Genomic DNA, 22,007 nt, shown 5'->3' on the forward strand with positions numbered 1-22,007 from the left:
ATTCTGCTCACTGAGTAGGATGTATGTGTTTTTTTGTTTTCAATTTGAGAAAGTTGGAAGGAAAGAACGGTTCAAACAATCTATTTATGCTCCAGTATGGTGAGAGATATGAGGGTCTTTTAGTTTTACTGCATGTTTTCCATGGATGACATAATAGGCAAATGCACAAACAATAACAATGATGGATAAAGAGAAATACAAATTTTGGTATCCGATAAGTGGAATAAAAAAGCCAAGAATAAACGGTCCAATTCCTATTCCTATATCATTAAAGATAAAGTAAGTGGAAGCCGCAAGCCCCGCTCGGTGCGGAGGGGCTTTTTTAACTGCGATCGCTTGAATAGAAGATTGAAGGTTTCCATATCCGAGCCCCGCTAATATACTGGCTAGTATTAAAGTGAAACCTTGGTTTGCTTGACCCAGAACAATAAAGCTAGCCGCAAAAAGAATAAACGCTGGGTACATCACAATATTATCTCCTTTTGTATCAAGTATTCTGCCAGTGATTGGTCTGGAAATGAAGATGCAGGCAGAATAGACAATAAAAAAGAAGCTCGCAACATACGTTAAATTAATTTCCATTGAATAAGAAGCAAGGAATGTGATAATACCAGAGAAACATAAAGCTAAAACAGTCATTATTAAGGACATAGATATTGCTTTTTTTTCAAAGAACTGACTAAAATGAAACCCTTTTAATTCTTTGAGTTGTTCTTTTTGATCACTACTTTAGGTAATGTGGTAAACAAGGTTAACAAAATACCAATCCCCGTCAAAATCGTACAAGTGATAAAAATCATGTTAATACTTGCTAACTGAATCATTAGAAGGCCCAGAAAAGGTCCAATAGCTGTTGCTAGAATAAAACTTAACGTATAATAACTAATTCCCTCCCCTTGGCGTTTAACAGGATGATATCGATTACCGCGATTTGCATCACGGTCAGCACGATACCAACGAGTGCACCATGCAGAAAGCGAATGAATAGTAAAAGATTTAAGTGCCCCGCTAGAAAGTAAAGGAGTGTACAAAAAAAGGCTAAAATCAATGCGATAAAAAGCAGCTTTTTCCTGCCGATGATGTCAATATATTTTCCTGTCAGGATTCGAAAAGTAAGAACTCCAATAACAAAAATACTTGCAGCTAGTCCAGCTATTCCTTCAGTGGCATTAAAACCCTCCATTGCGTACCCAGCTATGGTTGTTATCGTTAAAAAATAAGTGAGTGCAATAAAAAAAGTGATCAATGACATGAGGATAAAATCTTTACTCCATAACTTTGGTTTTGATGTTTCCATGTGTATAACCTCTTAACTTTAAACATTAAATTGATAAAAAATTTATTTTAACGAGTTTATTAATTGCTTGTTAGATAAAAAGACTCCGATTCTTCTTCCCACTTAATGGTTACTTCTAATTCATCATTCTCGTTAGTAATAGTACAACCACTACAACTATTATTAGTATGCTCTACATAAGCATTTTCGTTTAAGGCAGCACCAGTTACTTCTAAACTATCAATTTTGTAATTAATAGTATCTGGAGGAGAATTAGAACCAATATATCTTATTATGTAATCAATATCTTCTTGATTTTCTCCCTGAATGTGAGCAGTGTATTTAACATCCCAGTTATTCCCTTTCCCTACAAACTCTACCGACCTTTGGTCACTGCATCCTATTATAAGACTATTAATTGTTATGAAAGAAACAATAAAGAATGTTACTTTCAAAGTAAATCCTCCTAATTTGATATGACAAGAATTATTATGTTACAGGTAGTGGTAATAAAGAGAACCCTAGCAATCACTAGGGTTCTCTTTATTTTAGCACAAATTTCTGAAAGTTAATGTTTACGAAGTTTTTCTACTACCATTTATGGAAGGAGACAGCATGAGTTTGAAAGTAAGAAACAAAGGGGCACTCATAATAGGTGCAGGGGTGTTAATAGCTTTTCTTTGTTTTTTCTTCCCCATTTTATTACATTATTTGTCCCTTCATACGTTGACTACATAGCTAATATTTTTATAGTTGTGATAGTGATAGGCGTTATAATATGGATGAAATTGATAACAGAAGAAAAAAAGTAGTGAAAATAGGACGGAGCCTCCATTAAGCTAACAAGTTTGTTTGTAATAAGAAAATACAAATGCATACAAACAAAGTGGTCCTTCTCTGCATTTTGTTTATCTTGATTTCAAGATAATTAAGCTGGTACCGCTATTGAGCTTTTGTCTACTTTCCCTCTAAATATGACTTTGTTTTAAAGCTGAGCTGGCAGTTGAACGGTCACAACGGCTCCTATCATGATAAGACCTAATAAGCTAGACGCTATTCAAGTCCCAATGCCTAGGATTAAGCAATTCCTTCAACAAGCTCGACGTGAGCGACCACGTATGCTATCAAACCGAGAGCTGTATTTTCACCCAAATTGCCAAACACTATGGCTAAGGTTTCCGTACCGGTAGCTTCGATGCAATAATGTTGCACTCTGTTCATCGTCTGCTGCCCCCATGGCGTAAAATAATGGAATAAAGTGTTCCCTCCCATAAGGTGGTACGGCAAGTTCAGCATTTGGAGCTAATGAATGATAGTTGAAAAGAGTCTCTACCTCCCAGGTCGTTATTTGTTGTTCTAACCATGTGTCAAATTCTCGCGCCCATTGATCTATTGTTCCATCATCACTCCCCATTCTTACTGCTCCTAAATTATGAACCAATCCCCCACTTGCTACGATCAAACATCCTGTTTCCTTAAGTCTAATAGAGACTTTCCGATTTCATACTGTTTTCCGGGTGTTAGGTTCGGATCTACAGACATTGAAATCACCGGGATATCAGCATTGGGATACATTAATTTAAGAATAACCCAAGCTCCATGATCTAATCCTCGTTTTGTATCTAGCTCATAAAGAATTTCTCGTGACAAAAAGCACTCTTCTATTTCCTTTGTAATGGAATGATCTCCTCTGGCCGGATACTTGATCCGATACAGCTCCTCTGGAAAACCACCGAAATCATAAATGGTTTCAAATTCATCTACCTTGCTTACTTTTTGAATACGTGATTCCCAGTGTGCTGAAAACACCACTACTGCTTTCGGCTTTGGGTATTTTCTTCCTATTTGCTCTAAAAATTGGGTGTAAACATTATTCTCAATGGCTAAAATAGGCGCTCCGTGGGCAACAAATAATGATGGCAGCATGTTTTATTCCTCCTCACTAATGGTGATTTACTTTCTTTTCAGAGTTAAAATGGAACTGTTTGTTTTTGCATATGAATAATTATTATCTATAGATTAACAATTATATCTGTAGATTGTCCATAGAATTGTTTGCTATTATGTAAATAAGTTTTTTATTAGTAAACATTAGAGGTGATTACGCTGGAAATTGGAACTAAAATTCGTTCAATCCGTAATAGAAAAAAAGTTACTATCGCGCAAATGAGCGAAGGAACCGGCCTTTCAAAAGGTTTCATTAGTAATGTAGAAAACAATAATACCTCCCCTTCAATTAGTACCTTAAGTATGATTGCCACCTATCTTGGAGTGCCTATGCCTTACCTCCTATTAGAGAAAAAAACAGCACATGCGTGTAGTTCGTAAAAATTCAAGAACCAAATCAACTTTTAACGGATTAAACGTTGAGCATTTATCCTCAAAAGGAGGCCTTAAAATGTTGATTGTTGAACTACCACCAGGAGCGACAATAGGAGAACCTCATGCCCATGAAGGCGAAGAATGCCATTTTGTATTAGAAGGAAAAATCCTCGCTGAACAAGGGGAAGATACTGTCATTGCAGAAGCGGGAGATTCATTCAGTTGGAATGCAAGTGTCCCCCACTTTGTAAAAAATGTTGGAGAGAAAAAAGCCGTGGTGTTAATCTCCATATATTCAGATGCAGATTTACTGGATATATTGTAGGAACCTTTTAGAGTGATGAGGGTCGTGCCTTCCATGCACTTATCTGCTGATTATTAAGCTTTTGATATCTTCTGCCGAAAGTCATTACCAGGAATTAACTTTGCTTACTGAAAACGTATTCAAGTTTAATAAGTGTATGAAGAAACTTTCATACCCTGTTTATTCGCTTTCACAGTATGGCTTCATTTTTGAAGTGTTTATGTGAGGATTCATCACCTATCTTCCTTACACCCTTTTGCATACCTAAGTTCTAAGCTTTTTTGATTGTAAAAGGCTGCTTCGTAAGTGAAACCTTCCCTATTACTTTAACCAAGCAACCACCTCCACAAATGAGCATATGAATATAAAAAATGTTTCTAGGGGGACCCAAAAGTGGTGAGAGCATGACAAAGAACAACTCAGCTGATATTGATAAGCTCGTTGAGACATTAAATAATATGTTTGAAGGCCTGTCCTCTGATCAGTCTAAAAATCCCTTCGAAGTGAGTTTTAGTGCAAGGCTCGGTCTGCTTGCTGCCATTATTACAACACTTGGAGATGCTTTATCTATAGTCGCAGCAAAAGCAGCCATCGAAGAAGAAATAAAAAGCAACATTGAAGCACAAAAGGCCGATAAAGAACAGGAGGAAAAGTTTAATAATATGCAAACTCAAATCGACAAGATTCAAGAACAACTAGCTACAATGCAACATGATACTGAAAATTTAAAAAGGGGAAGCGATTGGAAAAGGTAAATAAATAGTTCAGAAGTAGTATCTTTCATTTACAGAAGAGTAGACACGAGGAGACTCAGAACAGAGAAAATTCATAGCTCTAACAGGTAATTTCTCGGAGACAATGAAGAGGTGATAGAACAGCTTAAGGCTTCTCTATCACTTCTCTACAGCCAACGCCAATGATTTGTTCAACACTACACAGTTGCAAAAAAATTTTAGTTACAAAATTACTGGAACTTCAATCGTGATACATATGTTGTAATTATCAGTTATTTCTAGTACAATTCACACAGGTACAAAATGGTAAAATATTGAATTAGGGGGAATTATATGAAATATGAATTATTTATGCCAGTACATAAAGGACTTCGTTTTGCGTTAACTAATCTATTGAACCAGGCAAATCAATTAAACTTTGAGAATAATGAAAGACTAGCAGCTTTTTCAAAAAACTTTCTCACACTATCTGCTGTTTTACACTCCCATGCAGAACATGAGGATGAGCACGTAGAACCCGCTGTCATTAAATATGATCCAGAAGTAGCAAGAAAAATGGATGAAGAACACAAAGCAACAAATGCACTTTTAATTGAATTAGAGAATTTGGTGAAAGAAATAAACGAAAGTCCTACCAAAAAAAGACGAGAATTAGGTGTTGAATTTGTTTATGCTTATAATAAATTCCTGGCAGCTTATTTAAATCATTTGCAAACGGAAGAAGTCGATGTGATGGATGTTCTTTGGAATAAATTAAGTACAGAGGAATTGGAAGAAATCACTGTAGCAATACGTTCTGCTATCCCACCTGAAATTTTAATGGATTACTTCCGTTATATGATTCCGGGTCAAAATATTTTCGAACGAGTTGAAATGCTTACAGGGATGAAAAAATTTGCACCAGAAGAATTATACAAGGAAGCTTGTGATTTAGCTGAATCTGTTTTGCCGGATGAAGATTGGAACGAATTAAAAAAAGAACTAGATGCCGCTTAAATTAATTATAAGCACCATCATAACCAACATGACAAGTGTGATCAGCGGGTGCCCATTTTAATGAAGTTGTTAGCGGGTGAGGTAACCACGTATTTCTCATGCTCATGAGCTGCCGGCTCTCTCCCCCACAAATTTAAAAAATATACCTGTGTTACATCCAAGGTGAAAATGTCCATGTTGGTCACTACCTTTATTAAAGTCTGGCATCTGGCTTTCTACCATCTGATCTTAAGTACCTTGTCTATTTGTAATGTGCTATATAGTTGTAGTAAAAAGGTCTTTTCCAAAGTAAAAATTAAGCTTAAATAAAGGTATGAAGAAACGTTTATTTCTTCATACCTTTCATAATTCATTCAATAGGTAATTTCTCTTTGGAGATGCCAAGATATTCAGGTTCTGTTTCGTGACATTTGATCCTGAGAAAATTAATCCTAAATGCTCCCACCTGTAGTATTTTTTCATAAATGAAAGTAGTGTTATATGTATTCAAGATAGTCAAGTAGACATCCAAAACCCACCTTCTTATCCCATTGTTGCACGCTTATTAAATTTGAGTTAGTTTATTTTATTCTGGAGGTGAATGGATTAAATGACTAGCTCTTCCCCGAAGTTAATTTGATTGTTTTCTTTCTTAAAGTCACAAAATTTCCTATCACTCCAATTAACCCAGTAATGGCAAACAGATAAGCAACCACCAAAGGTATTGAAACAAGTGATTCAGTAAGTATTCTAAACATCCCAACTACAAAAATAAGGAAACTGCCTATAAGCGTAATAGTGGTTCGAGTGTTACTATTCAATTTCAGACCACCCTCCCAAAAATAATCTCGAAATGTTAACCTGCACCACCTCCCATGTTTACATATTTTAAAATAGGCTGTTTGTTCGTTCAAGGCTGAAATAATCTCTCGTTTAAATAAACTAACCCAGCCAATTCTCTTCTTCAGTCAAAACGCCTTCATAGATTATTAGAAGACCCGTGAGAAAAAGGTCTCAGTCGTCACATTTTTTGCACGTCTTAAGCCTTGAGGATACAGTGTGATGATCTATTTTGCAGACGCATTCTCTTTCAAATATATATTAAGCCGTGTCACAAACAGATATGGAGCTGTAAATGCCAGGACAGCAATGGCTATCGGCAGTCCAAACAGTTCCAAAGTCCCACCGGTCATAACCCAGTAAATTACCTCTCCCCAAAACATTTCACGCCCAACCGGGAAAATAACACTGAGCGCGATTATCCCACTTAAAATCATGAACGGTATACCTCCGTACCTGTAGTACACAATAGAAAATGCAAAACTTACACCGAGAGCCATAAGACTAACAACAAAATCAAACAGGACTACTGAGAAAATCATTTCTTCCACAGGCAGCCACTCAAGTATGTGCAGAATCTTCATGCCGTTGGTGAGTGATCCCGTTAGCATTCCCATGGAATAATAGACAACCATGTGAATTATCGTTCCGACTGCAGCAAGGATAATTGCGCTAATGACTACCCCAGTGTAAAGCTGGTGACGCGTACTTCCCATGGTGGAACCATACGTAATCCCAAGTTTGAACAATTGGGCCCCAATCACGAAAAAATAAATATACATAGCTACATTTGTTACAAAAATGACTTCTTCCGGGTCGTACCAAACAGAAAAGGTAATACCGAGTCCTACAAACCCGAGGAGAATACTCCAAAACCAGACAAACGACTTGCTCATTTCAAACCAGATGATCCGCCAGATACCCCACTGTTCCTTCATGACCAAACCTCCTCACTTTTCCGATCTGTTTTTCTGAGCAGGTATTCCTGCAGACTCGGCGTTTCAGTTACTATCTCCTGCTTCTGTGCCAGTGCCCACGCATCGCTGTTCTTTTCCAACAGGACTGAAGCGGTACTGCCAGTGTCTTGACTTCAAGAGCGTCCGAATGATGAATTACCTCTTCAAGCTTCTGCTTCTGGCCGGTCACATACACCGCCTCCTCTCGGATCAACTCGATCGGTTGATGGAGCACAAGCTCACCATCATGAAGCACTACCATTTCCTCAATATACGACTGTAATTCCTGAATAAAATGGGTTGATAGTATCACAGTCCGCTCGCCCTCCTCTAACTCCTCGATCAGGAGGTTGTAGAAAATTTCCCGCACCGCCGCATCCAGACCATTCGTTGGTTCATCGAATATCGTAAACGGCGCCTTACTGGCCAACCCAATGGTGAGAGCAACTGCCGTCCTCATTCCCTTGGATAGAGCCTTTACCCTTTTCGCTGGATCCAGAGCAAATGCCTCAAGAGTTTCCTGAGCAAGTTCGTCATCCCATTTCGGATAAAAGTAAGAAGCCACTTTCATTACGTCACGGATTCTCCACGCCGGATTAAGAGGATGGTTTTCCTGAATAAAGCAGATTTTTTCTAGTGTTCGCCGGTTTTCAAACGGCCCCTCGCCAAACACCAGCACGGTACCTTTTTTCGGTTTAAGAAGCCCGGTCATGATCTTCATGAGTGTTGTCTTTCCTGCTCCATTACGCCCCCACAGTCCATAGACTTTTCCTTTTTCAAGTGAGAGAAAGAGATCTTTGATTCCTTTTTTATCCTTGCCATGGTAAAAAGACAGGTCTCTGATTTCCACTACCGGTTTAGTCATTCCTTCTCCACTCCTTTATTCAACATCTCCGATATTTCCTCAGGCTCCATGCCAATCCGTCTCGCTTCTTTAATGAGAGGTCTTACGAAATCATCGTAAAATTTCTCTTTTCTCAGGCTCATCAGTTTTTTTCTTGCCCCCTCTGCCACAAACATGCCAATCCCCCTCTGTTTAAATATAAGACCGTCGTCCACTAGCGCCTGAATTCCTTTCCGGGCCGTTGCTGGATTTATGCTGTAGAACTTCGCCAGCTCATTTGTGGAGGGAATTACCTCTCCTTCAGCAAGCTTCCCCTCCAAAATATCCTCTTCCACCCATTCTTTAATCTGCTGAAAGATCGGACGGTTTTCATCGAGCTTTTTTTTCATTGCCTCACCAACTTCTTTTTCAAATTCAGTATACCCTTAGTCATTCAGTTAGTTACTTGAGTGATTAACCATAATACTACACATCCATTTGAGATCAGTCAATTGTTTTTTTAAAAAGAAATTTCTTTTTTAAACATGCACGTAATTTCCCATTTCCTTGATACGTAAAGGTACTGATATTTTGAGAATGGAACTTCCTTGGCTGAGGCTAAACAACCTATTATCCCTCTCAATAAGAAAAACCTAGCTAAGGAAACACCAAAGCCAGGTTTCTTAATAGATTATTACTTACCTTATTACCAACAGATTACAATTAAAACTACCGTGCCACTGGGGGCTGGATCGCAAGACGTTTCCCGTCAATGATGTTTCTACACGTTCTACTCTTTGTTCTCGCGGCTCTCCTTTTGGTCACTTTTTGGCTACTATGGTTCTATTTTAAAGGGCTAAACTGTTTTACTTTTTTCTAGGATATTTTAATCCTTTCCTTCCATTGACCACTTACCTAATCCTTGTTCGAAGCGATCCTTTTCTACCAAGTCAAATCTCACGTCTAATAAGAGAGCTTTATTCGGTAAAACGTAGGAAGAATTATAGTTAACTATGAGTTGAATCTAACCACTATAACAACCTTCCCCCCTTGATACTTAAAGCCAGAAGGTGTTTGCAGCAAATTAAAACAGGAAAGCGAAGAGCTGATAAATGCTCTACACTTTCCTGTTTTGTGGCTAGGAATAAAAGTACGTTTTAGCATATTGAGTTCTTTTTATTTACTCCTTTACTCCATACCGAATTTCCTTTCGTGAATGGTCAAACATAGAAAACAGCAAAAAGGAATTAGTTTGTTTTAAATTGTTGCTACTTTTCTACACTTAAACTTTCTTTAGCCATCTGCTCATACTCTTTTGAACCAGAGGATTCGGCAAACTCAGCCAGATCGATTGCTGAAGCTGCCTCGTACTCAATGATATGGTCTTTCATGAGCGGCCATGTGATTCCACCTGCTTTATCATAAGCCGTTATGATTTGTTGTAACGCTTGTTCTCCGTGCGTCATGTAAGGGCCGACAAAATCTTTGGACACATCTGTAATCGCCGCTTCTGTCCAATCAATCAACCCAGTCACTTCTGCTTGCTCATTGATCAAAGTATGACCAGCATGCACATCACCATGAAGAAGCCCGGTTTGCTGAGGCCACATCTTATCATTGTCCACCCACGCCTGCCACCTTTTCCATAACTCCTCGCCAACACCAAATTTTTCTTTTATTTTCATCATTCTTTTTTTCATGGCATCCCTCGCTTCATCCACAGATTGTACCTTCAACCCCTGGACGTGGATGGACTCTGTTGGAACCTGGTGGAGTTCAGCTAACACCTTCCAAGTGAGTTGATGTAGTTTTCCGGAACATTGTGTTCATCGAATTCCCACACATAGTTTTGTATTTCCGGATCAACTGTCCCTGCCGGGATACCTGATAATTGTTTATATGCAATCATTGCATCCGTATACACAGTCCATACAGGCACTTCAAAGGAAACAGTGCGGCTCACAAGATCCAGCACTTGTTTTTCCACTTCTGTTTTTGCCATTGAATCATCTCTTCTTGGTAATCTGAGTATCCATCGGTCACCTTTCTGGTCAGTTGCATGAACGACTTGAAAGTCCAGGCCGGACTCGTTGATTTTAACGGAATCTTCTTCAATGATAATTCCGTTTCTCTTTGCACTCTCCGTAATTTTTTTTATTTTATTCATTATGAACACCTCTGCCTTCTATTTTTAACTGTTGCTCTTCAATACCGTAAACAACGTCAGCAACACGCTCAACAAACATCCGGTCTTCCGGCTCATTGAACTGGTGCACTGATAAATGATTGATATCCAGGATCACCTTATCTAAATACGATGCTTCAATTTTTAATCATTCTATACATAATTGTTCCATCATTCGTTACCACCCGTTTTTCCTAATAAAAAATCACAGGCCAGCTGCCTGTGATTTAGAGTAAACGGATAGAGGATCTACAAATGTGGTACAGCCGCATAATCGCCTGGCCCAATAAACCTATCTTTTTAGAATAAGAAGGAAATAAATATGGCCGCCTGCCTTCATTAAAATATACATTTCCCTTTTAAAAAGCATAAAAAAGAAAGGCAGAACGGTCCGACTTTTCTACATATAACATATCCATATGCAAAATGAAGATTATTAAAAAAGGACAGACTAATCCCGTTTACTCTGCATACACAAGCAGAGCCTTTGAACGTATGAAATTACTTGTTCAAAGCACGGAACCAAATTCTAGGTAACATTTTTAATAATCCTCCTAAACATTAAATAAATTACTTTCAAAAGTTTATCCCTGTATTTTTGATATGTCAATAGAGTTTTTTCTTTTAAGCAACCTTCCCAGTATCTCGATACTTGTCAGTTCTTTCACCGTTTTAGTACGCTGGCCTGTATCCCGCGTTTCCTTACTAACTAATTTGATAAGATGTTTGGCTTATTGAATTGATATAAAGGATTAATCTTCAATGGTGTCTTGCGTTGAGTTGACGAATGTAGTTAAAAAAAAGAGAGTCAGGAAATCATACTTTCTCATCTCTCAATAGTGACGTCTATCAAATCTACGATGATAAACTTAAAGTATAAACAATAACTACCCTAAATTTTTGAATAGGACTTTGGAAGAAAGTAGAGAAAACATGAAAGAAGAGTTTTTCATAACATATCCCAGGAATTATTATAGGGAAAATATTTAGGTTAGCTCTTATTATTGAACGAATGCCCTGAAATTCTACTTCATTACGTTTACCTGCAACATACACTTTATATTTATATAGGGAGGAAATATGTATATAACAAGTGGGGAATTGGCAAAGCGTTTCAATGTATCCATTAGAACCATCCGATATTATGATCAAATTGGCCTGGTATGTCCTTCTAAATTAGGTGAGGGAGGCAAACGGTTCTATTCAGCGGAAGACTGCCTAATTCTACAAAAGGTCCTGTTGCTTAAATCTCTTGCGCTCCCACTCGAAGAAATAAATAGGATAATCACAGATCAATCCACAGAGAGTATTCTAATGGTGCATAAATCATATTTGGAAGAGCAAGTATCTAACATACAAAAATCAATTGCACATACAAATTCGTTACTGAACATTCTTACTTTGGAGGGGACGATTAATTGGGAAGATCTCATCTCCCTGGTAACCCCTCCAAAACAAAAAAGAACCTGGAGCTCATATTTTTCTGCTGATGAGCAAGAAAAACTACGCGAGAGTCTGCCCAAATTAGAGATGGATACTCCCTCTATTAAAAGGTGGATTAATCTTGTTAGACGAATTGAGCTATGTATACAAGACAATATCTCCCCAGGTTCAGAGCATGCTAAGCTTATTATAGAAGATATTGAGATTCTCTCACAGGAAACTTTTCAGGGGGACCAAAACCTGATGGATAAGTTTTGGAGAGTACGCCGTTCTCAAGAATTATCAAATGAACTAAATCTGTATCCGATCAACCAGGAAATCATCGATTTTCTCGAAGAGGCTTATGCCCTCACCCAAGGGCAACTAGGATGATGAAAATTCCATTCGTTGTCCCATGTATAATCATTGCTGGAACAATGGACCCTGTTTTTCATACGTCCAGGCAAATATAAGTCCGGATACAAAATTTAATAAGAGGGTATTGTATGTTGGAATGTGTACGATCATAAAAATAAATGAACTAGCCAACATGCTAACAGGTACTCCGTATCTGCTGCGTAAGAAACGATAAAGGAATCCTCGGTAAAATATTTCTTCATATACAGGGGAAATAATAGCTGCTGATACAAACCCAATCAAGAAGTTAAGAGGTGTCATTCTCGACTGCAGGCTTTCTGTCTTACTATTTTCCGAACCAATCCCTAGGAATAGCTCTATAACTATAACCATTACAAAGGCTATTGAGATAATTGCAAATGTCCATGCAACAATGGGTTTCCAATACCTTGAAGTAAATCCTCTCAGACCGACTTCCTTCCAGCTAAGATTTTCTGGCTTTATGGCCAAGAAATAAAGTCCGAACATGAAGGTGATGGCCATGATAAAACCTGTTAATATTCCTGAATAAAAATCATTTTGCAATACTTCTGTTAGATACCCCATTAATAGAAATTCTATAAAGATAGGAACCAGCACTAGCACCAATATAAGTAATTTTATTACGACTTTCCAATTCCACGGTGATGTTCCAAAAAAACAATCGTGATTTTGCATTTTTATCCCTCCCTTATTTAGACAGTAAAGGATGACGTTGCGTAACCTGCAAATTTTTTTTAATTTTTTAATGTGAAACCTTCTCATGAGGGTCGTGTCAATTTAATATTCATGGGTTTTAAGATTAACTTTGCACTAAATTATGCAAAAAGAAAAAGAGCATGATACCAATAAGGTATTTGCTCTTTTTTAACTAACGCTAACCCGTTACTTCAATGAAAACGGTTATTCTATATCCTTAAATGGTTGTCCTTATATAATCATTCCCCAATCCTTGGCAGTTATCTTCCGTTTAAACACCGCTTTTTTCCATGAACCAGTCTACCACTCTATGATCTATCTTCCGATCATAATAAGATAATCCTGAAATATGTCCTATCTTCTTACTAGGCATGAAAGTAGTGAATATCGACGAATTACTTCCACCTTCCAACTGCTAATGGTCCATAAAAATTCATACTTGAAATAATATGTGCCATCTCTTGAGGTGATTCTTTATGTCCAGTTTCAATCCAGTGCTGAACAACTCCTAAATGAGCAGAAACCAAGTATGCGACTAAATAATCTGGTGGGAACTGTGTAACATTTTGCTCTACATGAGCAAATCTAGATTTTATTTGGTTTGCAATCAAATATTTCATTTTGCTTGGAAAGGCTGGATCCCCTTTAGGACCTAGAATGGCTTTCAGAAACATCGCGTTTTCTTTTAAGAATGCAAAATATTTTACTGCTGCTGAAGGAGGAGCAGTTGTTTTATCCCAATCTCCAACATCCAATGTATCCAGTTCCTTTGCTATCTTTTTCATTCCCTTAAGAATTTTTCTTCACTTTGCTCAAGAAGATCATATTTATCTTGAAAATGTAAATAAAACGTTCCTCGGTTAATATCAGCTCGTTCTGTAAGATCTTTAATAGTTACACGATCCAAACCTTTTTCCACAATTAATTCAGCAAATGTATTTCGAATGAGTGTTCTTGTTCGGGCAACTCTCCGGTCGTTACTATTCAGCACCAACGCCTCCAAAACTAGTATAGACAGTATTTAGCCTTATGTTTTTTAATCAACATAAGGCCAAATACTGTTTATTGAATTTAAGTAAAGCTTAATTATAATGGGATATAGAACATTACTCAACACAGTGTTCATTACTATTTTAGGGAGTGTGTATGGTGGCAACGAACAAACAATCTTCAGTACTTTCTCATTTCGTGTCAATATTACTTTTACCTCTTAATGTTACAGTTATTATCCCTGCACTATTATTATTTTTCTTTCATAATTCTGTCGGTTGGGGTGTGGAACCTCCTATCACTATATTAGTTGTATTGATAGGGGCAATAATTATGATTTTAGGGCTGTTACTGGTCATATTAACTATTTTTCAGTTTGCAACAAAAGGGAAAGGAACATTAGCCCCATGGGATCCCCCAAGAAAACTAGTTGTAAGCGGTCCGTATCAATATACTCGGAACCCTATGATAAGCGGAGTGGTATTCATATTACTCGGTGAAGTGATTATTTTTGGTTCCATTTTTTTACTTGTATGGTTTCTCTTTTTCACGATCGTAAATTATACTTATTTTATTGTAGGAGAAGAGCCTAAACTTCAAAAACAGTTTGGAGAGGACTACGGGGAATATAAAAGGAACGTACCTAGATTGTTCCCTAGACGTACACCATGGACGCCAGGAAAGAAGTGAAATATGTGCATTTATATATTGTAATAAGGTATAGATCCTGTCCAGTAAACGTAGCATGTGCCCGTTTCAAAGCACTTTCAATAAGTGCACGGTCTTTGATTCCAACATCCATAATCACTGCTATCCTCTACGATCCTTTTATAAAAAACGATAACGTGGTCAGTATTTATAACCTTCATTATTAGTTGCAATTGAACTTAGTGGAATACCGGAAAAGAACGTTCACCTTGTCATCATGGATATGGGAATTGATACAAGAACCCCTACCGGTAAATTCTTTCTAACAGTCATGAGTGGATTTAGTGAATTAGAACGGAGCATTTTAAAGGAAAAACGCCTTTGAGGCGTTTTCTTTTTTATGACTTGTATCCCTTTGAAACTACCGAAAAGTTTGAATATAAAGCTCACAGAAAATCGATTTTATTAATCCCAGAAATCTTCATAATCCACGTCAAAACCCTCTTTTCGTAAAGCCTTAATGATCTTTTTAGAATTTTTCATATCCTATTGTGAGTACGGCCGGCGTTTTTTACCACGTAGCAATCTTTTGTACCAGCTTTTGCGGAGACCTTGCCAGTCTTAAAAATGGATGCAGCTTCAGTTAATGAAGAATGCATCCATTTTGTTCAAATAAGAAGCGCTCGAGTAAAGCCATATTTATTTTCGCTTTCCTGCTTACCCTCTTTCAATGATCACCTTTTGACTTATGCTTTTTTACTGTAGTTTAGATTATGATCCTTTAGCGTTTTATCTTTCCCGAATAAGAAATGTTTCTCCATATCCGGTGAATATTTGGAATTAATAGATTCGTATCCTACCGCTTCTGCTACTGCTCTTATCATCGCAGGTGAGGCCCCGCAACAAAGACCAATATAATTAATACCAATATCTTTTGCTTCTTTCGCCCATTCCGCTAATTCGTATCGATTGTGATAAAGGGGGTCTAAGGATGTCGGGAACGTGGTTTCGGTCGGCAAAGAACAACTGCATCCTCCATCGGGCAAGTTGAAGAACGTCGGGTGTTCTTCTGTCGTGCGATATGGAATAGGCAATCCACCGACATATCCTTCTACCTCATTTCTAATTCCCTTCAGGTATGGCTGCATCGTATTTGGTCCGCGGAAACAGTTCATCCCAACCACTAACGCACCTTTTTCAGAAAGAATTTTACAGGATTCTTCAACGGTATAACCATCCCGCAGTATATTTTCTCCCATCAGTCCTAATGTAACTACTGCCGGCAGACCTTGTTTTTGAATTTCCTCTAGCGCAATAACAGCCTCTTCATGGTAATAAAAAGTTTCCGCATTTATAAAATCGACGCCTTCTTCTTTACACCACGTGGTCATTTCTGCAAATATACTTCTTACTTCTTCCGCAGAATCAGCATCTTTCGAATCAAAAATATTCGTATTCGAAATGTTGCCTGCAACTAACGCTTCTTCTGTAGGATGTTCCTTCGCCACTTCCTTCGCCAAACGAATCGCACTCCGGTTTAACGGCTCGTGTAAATGTTCTTTACCTATAATTCTCATTTTTTCACGGTGGGCATTATAGGTGAAAGCTAAAACCACATCTGAACCGGCATTCATGTAATCTCGATATACTTGCTTTAAAACCTCCGGGTGCTCCAGCGCTACTTCTGGTACAAACGATCCTGCCTGTAAATAACCTCTGCGCTCCATTTCAAATAAATATCCTTCGGCTACAACGACTGTGCCTTCGTTTAATCTTTGTTCTAAACTTCTTTTCCCCACTGTTAACCCTCTCCTTTAGTAATGTAGGGTCAGTGTAGCATTAAATAATGGTATAGCATAACACGTAAATTCTATGCTTTGTCATAGCTTTAACCTATAGCAAAGGTAGTTCTTCGGCAATCGTTTCCTTTAAGAAATTAATATAAATCGTTGCCAGCGGCTGTTTGCCACATTCTTATGTTGAATATACCGACTGTAATGCTCTCATTCACCTTAAGCGGCACCGCCACAATATCATCGTCGTTGATGTCATAACTGATTACCCCTGTGGAAATCGTGTATCCATTCAATCCTATCAGCAGGTTAAACAACGTGGCCCGGTCACTGACACGAATATTTTTGCGCCTTGAGATGGTGCTTAATATCTCCTCGGAGAAATGAAACGAATTATAGTCCCCTTGTTCAAATGACAAATACGGATAAGGATCCAAATCAGCTAAGGTAACATACTTCTGAGACGCAAGTGGATTAGTTGAACTGATGAACACATGCGGCTTGGCCTGAAATAGCTCATGAAACGTTAAATTTCCTTCTCTCAGAAACTTCCGAATGACCTGTTGGTTAAAATCATTTACATACAAAATCCCAATTTCACTGCGAAGGTTTTTTACGTCATCAATGATTTCATACGTCCTCGTCTCTCGTAACGTAAACTCATATTCATCCCGATTATAATCTTTCAACAGCTTCACAAACGCACTGACCGCAAAGGCATAGTGCTGGGCAGATACAGAGAAATGCTGCTGCGGGGATTGAGTCGCATTGGCATAGCGGTTTTCAAGCAAGTCTGTCTGTTCAATCACCTGCCTGGCGTAACCTAAAAACTCCGAACCCTCTGACGTAATAACAATCCCCTTATTCGTACGAGAAAAAATCGCAATCCCCAGTTCATTCTCCAATTCTTTAATCGAATTCGACAGACTCGGCTGACTAATAAACAATCGATGCGCAGCTTTACTAATCGATCGTTGCTTCGCCACTTCAATTACATATCTCAATTGTTGCAATGTCACTTAAACTCCTCCTACCTTTGTTTTGAGATGGTGCGTTGGCTTTGCTCTTCTCCATGTAATTCAAGCATGCAGCGGTATGGGTACATAAAAAACTTCTGTAAACAAATGTCATGCCAAAAAGGGGGCACGCTCATTCAGTATACAGGAGGTTTGGTAAACGATTCTGCATAAGGTGGTAAAAGCTCCGCAAGGAGTGGTACAAAAGATTACAGTGCTGGTGCAAATTAAGTGCAATATTTATATTGTTTTTTTGATTTTCTAACGTACATACCACTCGTCCTTTTTAGGTATTATATCAGGTCTGTCTTTAAGGCATGAGTTAAAGGTAATATAACCTGAGTATTGCGAAGAGAATGAGCCAGCTATGCATAGATTTGAGCCGCCATTTGCGGAAAATTGAGCCACCAAATGCAGGAGTATGAGCCATGCTATATAACAGGCCACCAGAGACTATAATTCTCTGATGGCTGTTAATCATTTTACTTGAAGTGTTTGTCTTCTAAGTGATGATCTATAATTTGTATGGCTAATTTCACCAGTTTATCCTTATCTAAATCCTCTTCCTCATCAACCAATAGACACAACGGAAGAAGTCTTCCTTCAAGTTCGATTAGGACATCTTCCGGAAAGTATTGGCGTAAGAAATAGACAGTTTATTCGATGTTCTGCGTCTATAGGAATCATCTTGAGGCCGCCAATCCGTGGCGCTCTCTCATGGAGACTTCTCCGTCCATAAGTATTTTGTATGAATCATGGACAATACGATCAAGAATTGCGTCCGCAATTTGGGCCTGTCCCAACTTTGAATGCCACCCTTCGGGTGAGAATTGGGAACAGAAAATCGTTGAAGCTTTTTTCAACCTTGCTTCAATAATTTCAAAGATATGAAGGATGTTTTCTTCAGATAAATCGGTTAAAAGCCACTCATCCAATATTAATAAATCTACCTTTCTATACTTTTGAATCAGTTTACGGAAGCTGCCATCTGCTTCATATTTTGCTACTGCCAGTTCATCCAATAATTCAGGTAATCGAATGTATTATAAAATTGACGACAAGCCTGTATACCAAAGGCATTAGAGATCCACGTCTTACCGTTCCCTGAGGCTCCCATCAAGATGATATTGTGGTGATTTTGAATGTAATTTCCCGTTGCTAATTCAAGGATAAGTTCTTTGTCCAGCTTTCGGTCTGGATGGTATTCGATATCTTCAACTGCAGCTGTAGGATCGTTGAATGTTGCCTGTTTGATCAATCGTTCCAGTTTATTTGTTTTGCGGCGATCGTACTCATGATCGACAAGCAAGTTAAAACGGTCATCGAAATCCATCTTACTGTATTCTTTATTTATCTCCTGTTCACGGTATAGTTCGGCCATGCCGCCCATTTTCATTTCCGTTAATTTGCGTAGCGTTTCCTGGTTCATCATCACTTATCCCTCCCAAAGTATTGTGCGCCTCGTACAAACCCATAATCATCAGTCTTGTCGTTTGAATGAAGGTGATTTAAAGATTGCTTTTGCTTCCGTTTTTTCTGTCTGTCCAATATACCTTTTAAAACAGCCACCGTTGGGTGCTGTGAAATTTCAAGGAGAGTTTCAGTAGCTGATTCCAAATCCTTGTTTGAGTGTTTCATTGCTAAATTCCTTAAAGTACTTAATATATTTAAAGCCTTTTTCTCTGTGTTCATGTCTAAAATATTTGTCACGAACTTATTCATGTGTGGCCCTATTGTTTCCGCCCATTTCCGGTTATTTTCAGGATTGTGATCCAGGTATAAGCGATGATGGTCGGGCATATGATCACTGTTGGTCGAATATTGTCCAAATTCACCCGATAATCGTTTATGGGATGCAATCCGTGCATCTCTGAAGTAGAATTCAATTAGATCGGTGGTAAGTCGAATATCGACATACTCCCGAACGTATTCGTACGGAACGGAATAGTACATGCGTTCAACCTGGATGTGGTAGTTCAGTTGAACCTTTGCGGTTTTCCATTCCGTCATTTTGTATCGTGTTTGAGGAAGAGGGTGAAGGTAGGATTTCTCTTCTTCTTCAAACACTTTTTTCGTGATCCCGGGCGTTTTTGAAAGCCTGCGCTATTGATCTCGTCTAACTTGTTAAATATACGGTTATTAAGATCTTCGATATGGAAGCACTGGTAATTTCGGAGTGGAGCGATAATTTGCCGGGAGATATATCCGACAGTCCCCTCCACACTAGCTTTATCCTTAGGCTTACGAACCCTACCAGGAACGATAATTGTCCGATAATAATCTGCCAGCTCTCGATAAGCTTCATTGAGAATAGGCTCACCCCGGAGGGGTTTAGTAACTCCTGTTTTTAAATTATCCGGTACAATTGTCTCAGGCACGCCACCAAGGTATTCTAATGCATGAATATGGCTGTTAGCCAGTTGGTTGATTTCATATCGAGAAAGCCTTCTACGTAACTGAATTGACTGTATGGCAAAGTCGCAATAAAAAGATATACCGGAATCGCTTCACCTGTTGAACGGTCTGTTAACTGAAGTGTTGATCCTGCCCAGTCCACCTCCAAGATTTCACCTGGTTTTCGATGGATCGGCATGGTTGTTTTATACTTTTTCGCATAGTGACCGTATTTTTCGGTAAACGTACGGTAGGCATAAGGAATCTTTCCACCTTCACGCGCCTCCGCTGCGTATTCATAATGCAATAAAGTCAACGTAACATTCTTCTTTTGCAGTTCTTTATGAACCTTCTCCCAGTCAACGGGTAGTACCCTTTTTCAATTGCTTGCTTCTCCGGAAACAGTAATGCTTCAAGCCAGGCATTCGTCATTGTGTCACTAAGGCTTTGAACACCGCGTGATTGGGCTCGTTTAATCACTTCAGAGACAGTGTTTCTGGAGTGCCCAATACTCGAACTGATGGTTCGCTGGCTAACATTATCGAAGTGAAGTTCCAGAACTTTCCGATAATTAATCATAAAAAACCTCCCTGTATATGAGTGTCATGCTACAAAGCATGCTTCTACATTATACAGGGAGGTTCGACATTATTATTATTATTGGTCCTCATGTCCGCAATCAGTGGCTCAATTTTATGCAATGACTGGCTCAAATCTTCGCACAAGTGGCTCATTTCATCTGCAATATTCATAACCTCTTTATAACCTTTCTTTTAGTAGGTCAGCGTCTTTAAACATTTGTGACCATTTATTATTCTCTTCTTTTTTATACCCGTGTTAACTCAGAGTACACCCTGACTAAACAAATAGTAGAACTGTGATATCAAGGTTTTCAAGTGTTCAAACAGACTTGTGCAAAAGGGAGAAGACAATTTCAGATAGTTGTTCCTGGCAATGACAGGCAGTTAGGAGGGATATCCATGTCCCGCAGTCAGCAAAACAATCGGATCAAACGAGGGGAAGGGGGAAAATTTCTCCAAGAAAATAAATAGAAGAGTAGGATACTCTTTTTTAATTGAAATCTCAAAGACTAACCTCCGTTATTATTAAAACGGAGGTCGAACTTTTCAATCTAAGTAATGGAAGTTCATATTGACAATGAGCTCATCCATGTTGATCCCAGTGTCTTTTGAAAATGTTGAAGATCACTCCAAAAAGACCACTGGTGTTCATTATTAGGTAATTGAAAAAATACATTTTCATTTTCGTCAAATTCTGGCCCACCTAACAAATTTTCCCTTAATAAAATCTCTAAATGTTTTTTACCTCTTCTCTACTCCCACCTGTTACTTCTTCAATATTGTCCAGGTAAATATCATTACCAGAGGAGTTTGATTTCTTAGAATGTTTTATTACTATACTGTAAAGTTTTCTTGTTTTAGGAGGGATAGGTTTTAATTGATTAATACATTTATAAATATCCGCAAGAGTTTCCTTAAATTCACTATCAGATAAGTTGTGCTCCTCTCCTAAAAAACTGTTTAAAGTTGATGGGAAACTAATTGGTTGTTTCTCAGTTACATCCTCGAACCCTTTTTGCATTTGCTCTAAAAGGTTGGAAAACCTTTCCTCGTGCTGTGATTTCATTTTCTTTAAATCTTCTACTGTATATTTTTCAACATTATTAGTTCTTTATGATGATAACCACACAATAAATTAAATTAGATATTTCTCTTCTTTCTTCATTAGTTTGAGTAGGGTTAAATCTTTCACTATTAGGTAAAGCTCCCTCTATATGAAAAACCTCTCCAAATAAAGTCCCCTCTTCATTCACTATAGAAATGCTACACGTTGGAAAGGCACACTTGTTGCCTGATTTCACAAAAAGCTCTTTTAGTGTAGATATTTTTGGATCTAAACGTTTTACCTTTTCCATATAATCCCTCCTCTATATTTGATTTTTTTGCTCACCTTGTAGTTAGAAAAATCTTTAAATTTTGTGGATATTTATTATAATAACCTCACAAACTTTTTTTCCTCGCAGAATCATTTATTTGTTTCCTCATTTTTATTTATTCAATCAAACTTAGTTAAAAAGGTAGGTCATTTAATTGTTATTTCATTAATTTTGTTTTCTATATCTTCAATATACTGTAACAACACTATACTTCTTTCTGATACTCCGCTCGGTAACGAGTCTAGTAGAATTAGATAGTTTTCAACCAAACTTGAAT

Annotated in this window: 20 protein-coding genes and 8 pseudogenes; 7 read left to right on the forward strand and 21 right to left on the reverse strand. The window is 38.0% G+C overall.

Going from position 1 to position 22,007, the window contains the following annotated elements; translation table 11 throughout:
• Nucleotides 1-84: 84 nt before the first annotated feature.
• The 4 genes and pseudogenes from JCM19033_RS26565 to JCM19033_RS18815 all read right to left on the reverse strand — a co-directional run bounded on the left by JCM19033_RS26565 (nt 85) and on the right by JCM19033_RS18815 (nt 3,202).
• On the reverse strand, nt 85-639 hold the full coding sequence (locus JCM19033_RS26565; RefSeq protein ID WP_269758388.1) for an MFS transporter: 555 nt from the start codon (nt 637-639) through the stop codon (nt 85-87).
• 56 nt (nt 640-695) lie between these two features.
• Nucleotides 696-1,297, reverse strand: a pseudogene (locus JCM19033_RS26575) (MFS transporter).
• 59 nt (nt 1,298-1,356) lie between these two features.
• Nucleotides 1,357-1,731, reverse strand: a complete 375-nt coding sequence (locus tag JCM19033_RS18810) for a hypothetical protein (protein ID WP_054637457.1) — start codon at nt 1,729-1,731, stop codon at nt 1,357-1,359.
• A gap of 689 nt (nt 1,732-2,420) precedes the next feature.
• Nucleotides 2,421-3,202 (reverse strand): annotated as a pseudogene (locus JCM19033_RS18815) (class III extradiol ring-cleavage dioxygenase).
• A 180-nt stretch (nt 3,203-3,382) separates the two neighbouring features.
• On the opposite strand from JCM19033_RS18815, the pseudogene JCM19033_RS18820 reads away from it, so the two are divergent.
• The 3 genes and pseudogenes from JCM19033_RS18820 to JCM19033_RS18830 all read left to right on the forward strand — a co-directional run bounded on the left by JCM19033_RS18820 (nt 3,383) and on the right by JCM19033_RS18830 (nt 5,632).
• Nucleotides 3,383-3,923: pseudogene (locus tag JCM19033_RS18820) on the forward strand (helix-turn-helix domain-containing protein).
• Between the two features lie 383 nt (nt 3,924-4,306).
• Nucleotides 4,307-4,657, forward strand: a complete 351-nt coding sequence (locus JCM19033_RS18825) for a hypothetical protein (protein ID WP_054637458.1) — start codon at nt 4,307-4,309, stop codon at nt 4,655-4,657.
• 312 nt (nt 4,658-4,969) lie between these two features.
• On the forward strand, nt 4,970-5,632 hold the full coding sequence (locus JCM19033_RS18830) for a hemerythrin domain-containing protein (protein ID WP_054637459.1): 663 nt from the start codon (nt 4,970-4,972) through the stop codon (nt 5,630-5,632).
• A gap of 593 nt (nt 5,633-6,225) precedes the next feature.
• On the opposite strand, the gene JCM19033_RS18835 is transcribed toward JCM19033_RS18830, so the two are convergent.
• The 6 genes and pseudogenes from JCM19033_RS18835 to JCM19033_RS23785 all read right to left on the reverse strand — a co-directional run bounded on the left by JCM19033_RS18835 (nt 6,226) and on the right by JCM19033_RS23785 (nt 10,533).
• Nucleotides 6,226-6,432, reverse strand: coding sequence for a hypothetical protein (locus JCM19033_RS18835; RefSeq protein WP_054637460.1), 207 nt, complete (start codon nt 6,430-6,432; stop codon nt 6,226-6,228).
• A 246-nt stretch (nt 6,433-6,678) separates the two neighbouring features.
• The gene (locus JCM19033_RS18840) at nt 6,679-7,389 is read right to left on the reverse strand and encodes a hypothetical protein (RefSeq protein WP_054637461.1); all 711 of its coding nucleotides are present in this window, start codon (nt 7,387-7,389) and stop codon (nt 6,679-6,681) included.
• A gap of 70 nt (nt 7,390-7,459) precedes the next feature.
• Nucleotides 7,460-8,272, reverse strand: coding sequence for an ABC transporter ATP-binding protein (locus JCM19033_RS18845; RefSeq protein ID WP_054637462.1), 813 nt, complete (start codon nt 8,270-8,272; stop codon nt 7,460-7,462).
• The gene (locus JCM19033_RS18850; protein WP_054637463.1) at nt 8,269-8,640 is read right to left on the reverse strand and encodes a GntR family transcriptional regulator; all 372 of its coding nucleotides are present in this window, start codon (nt 8,638-8,640) and stop codon (nt 8,269-8,271) included. Before JCM19033_RS18850 ends, JCM19033_RS18845 begins: the two co-directional genes overlap by 4 nt.
• An 858-nt stretch (nt 8,641-9,498) precedes the next feature.
• A pseudogene (locus JCM19033_RS18855) lies at nt 9,499-10,397 on the reverse strand (macrolide 2'-phosphotransferase).
• Entirely contained in the window at nt 10,390-10,533 is a 144-nt protein-coding gene (locus tag JCM19033_RS23785) for a hypothetical protein (RefSeq protein WP_157049971.1), read from the reverse strand. Before JCM19033_RS23785 ends, JCM19033_RS18855 begins: the two are co-directional and overlap by 8 nt.
• 962 nt (nt 10,534-11,495) lie before the next feature.
• Here JCM19033_RS23785 and JCM19033_RS26580 point away from each other — a divergent pair.
• Nucleotides 11,496-11,693: pseudogene (locus JCM19033_RS26580) on the forward strand (MerR family transcriptional regulator); the annotation flags it as partial.
• Nucleotides 11,694-11,747: 54 nt separating this feature from the next.
• Nucleotides 11,748-12,230 carry a hypothetical protein gene (locus JCM19033_RS18860; RefSeq protein WP_269758396.1) on the forward strand — a complete coding sequence of 161 codons (483 nt, stop codon included), beginning with the start codon at nt 11,748-11,750 and terminating at the stop codon, nt 12,228-12,230.
• Nucleotides 12,231-12,260: 30 nt separating this feature from the next.
• Here the strand turns inward: JCM19033_RS18860 and JCM19033_RS18865 are convergent, their stop codons facing one another.
• The 3 genes from JCM19033_RS18865 to JCM19033_RS18875 all read right to left on the reverse strand — a co-directional run bounded on the left by JCM19033_RS18865 (nt 12,261) and on the right by JCM19033_RS18875 (nt 13,923).
• A complete protein-coding gene (locus JCM19033_RS18865) occupies nt 12,261-12,911 on the reverse strand; it encodes a CPBP family intramembrane glutamic endopeptidase (RefSeq protein ID WP_269758390.1) in 651 nt (216 codons plus the stop codon).
• 416 nt (nt 12,912-13,327) lie between these two features.
• On the reverse strand, nt 13,328-13,717 hold the full coding sequence (locus JCM19033_RS18870; protein WP_054637465.1) for a TetR-like C-terminal domain-containing protein: 390 nt from the start codon (nt 13,715-13,717) through the stop codon (nt 13,328-13,330).
• Nucleotides 13,714-13,923, reverse strand: coding sequence for a TetR/AcrR family transcriptional regulator (locus JCM19033_RS18875; protein ID WP_054637466.1), 210 nt, complete (start codon nt 13,921-13,923; stop codon nt 13,714-13,716). The genes JCM19033_RS18870 and JCM19033_RS18875 overlap by 4 nt, the downstream gene beginning before the upstream one ends.
• Before the next feature lie 197 nt (nt 13,924-14,120).
• Here JCM19033_RS18875 and JCM19033_RS18880 point away from each other — a divergent pair, with 197 nt between their 5' ends.
• Both JCM19033_RS18880 and JCM19033_RS22700 read left to right on the forward strand, forming a co-directional pair.
• Nucleotides 14,121-14,612, forward strand: coding sequence for an isoprenylcysteine carboxylmethyltransferase family protein (locus JCM19033_RS18880; protein ID WP_198153574.1), 492 nt, complete (start codon nt 14,121-14,123; stop codon nt 14,610-14,612).
• Nucleotides 14,613-14,823: 211 nt separating this feature from the next.
• A pseudogene (locus JCM19033_RS22700) lies at nt 14,824-14,949 on the forward strand (recombinase family protein); the annotation flags it as partial.
• A 367-nt stretch (nt 14,950-15,316) separates the two neighbouring features.
• Here JCM19033_RS22700 and JCM19033_RS18885 read toward each other — a convergent pair.
• From JCM19033_RS18885 to JCM19033_RS18910, 8 genes and pseudogenes are all read right to left on the reverse strand, one after another.
• Complete coding sequence (locus tag JCM19033_RS18885) at nt 15,317-16,369, reverse strand: homocysteine S-methyltransferase family protein (RefSeq protein WP_054637468.1); 1,053 nt, start codon at nt 16,367-16,369, stop codon at nt 15,317-15,319.
• A gap of 94 nt (nt 16,370-16,463) precedes the next feature.
• Nucleotides 16,464-17,382: pseudogene (locus tag JCM19033_RS18890) on the reverse strand (LysR family transcriptional regulator).
• 680 nt (nt 17,383-18,062) lie between these two features.
• Nucleotides 18,063-18,811, reverse strand: a pseudogene (locus tag JCM19033_RS18895) (ATP-binding protein).
• Nucleotides 18,811-19,446: a hypothetical protein gene (locus tag JCM19033_RS26585; RefSeq protein WP_269758391.1), complete on the reverse strand. Its 636-nt coding sequence runs from the start codon at nt 19,444-19,446 to the stop codon at nt 18,811-18,813. The pseudogene JCM19033_RS18895 and the gene JCM19033_RS26585 overlap by 1 nt, the downstream one beginning before the upstream one ends.
• Nucleotides 19,447-19,771: 325 nt before the next feature.
• Nucleotides 19,772-20,089, reverse strand: coding sequence for a hypothetical protein (locus tag JCM19033_RS26590; protein ID WP_269758392.1), 318 nt, complete (start codon nt 20,087-20,089; stop codon nt 19,772-19,774).
• Nucleotides 20,086-20,352, reverse strand: a complete 267-nt coding sequence (locus JCM19033_RS26595) for a hypothetical protein (RefSeq protein ID WP_269758393.1) — start codon at nt 20,350-20,352, stop codon at nt 20,086-20,088. Before JCM19033_RS26595 ends, JCM19033_RS26590 begins: the two co-directional genes overlap by 4 nt.
• 732 nt (nt 20,353-21,084) lie before the next feature.
• Nucleotides 21,085-21,420, reverse strand: coding sequence for a hypothetical protein (locus JCM19033_RS18905; protein ID WP_054637469.1), 336 nt, complete (start codon nt 21,418-21,420; stop codon nt 21,085-21,087).
• Nucleotides 21,421-21,457: 37 nt separating this feature from the next.
• Nucleotides 21,458-21,709, reverse strand: coding sequence for a hypothetical protein (locus tag JCM19033_RS18910; protein ID WP_054637470.1), 252 nt, complete (start codon nt 21,707-21,709; stop codon nt 21,458-21,460).
• Nucleotides 21,710-22,007 lie beyond the last annotated feature (298 nt).

Source organism: Thalassobacillus sp. C254 (assembly GCF_001310615.1).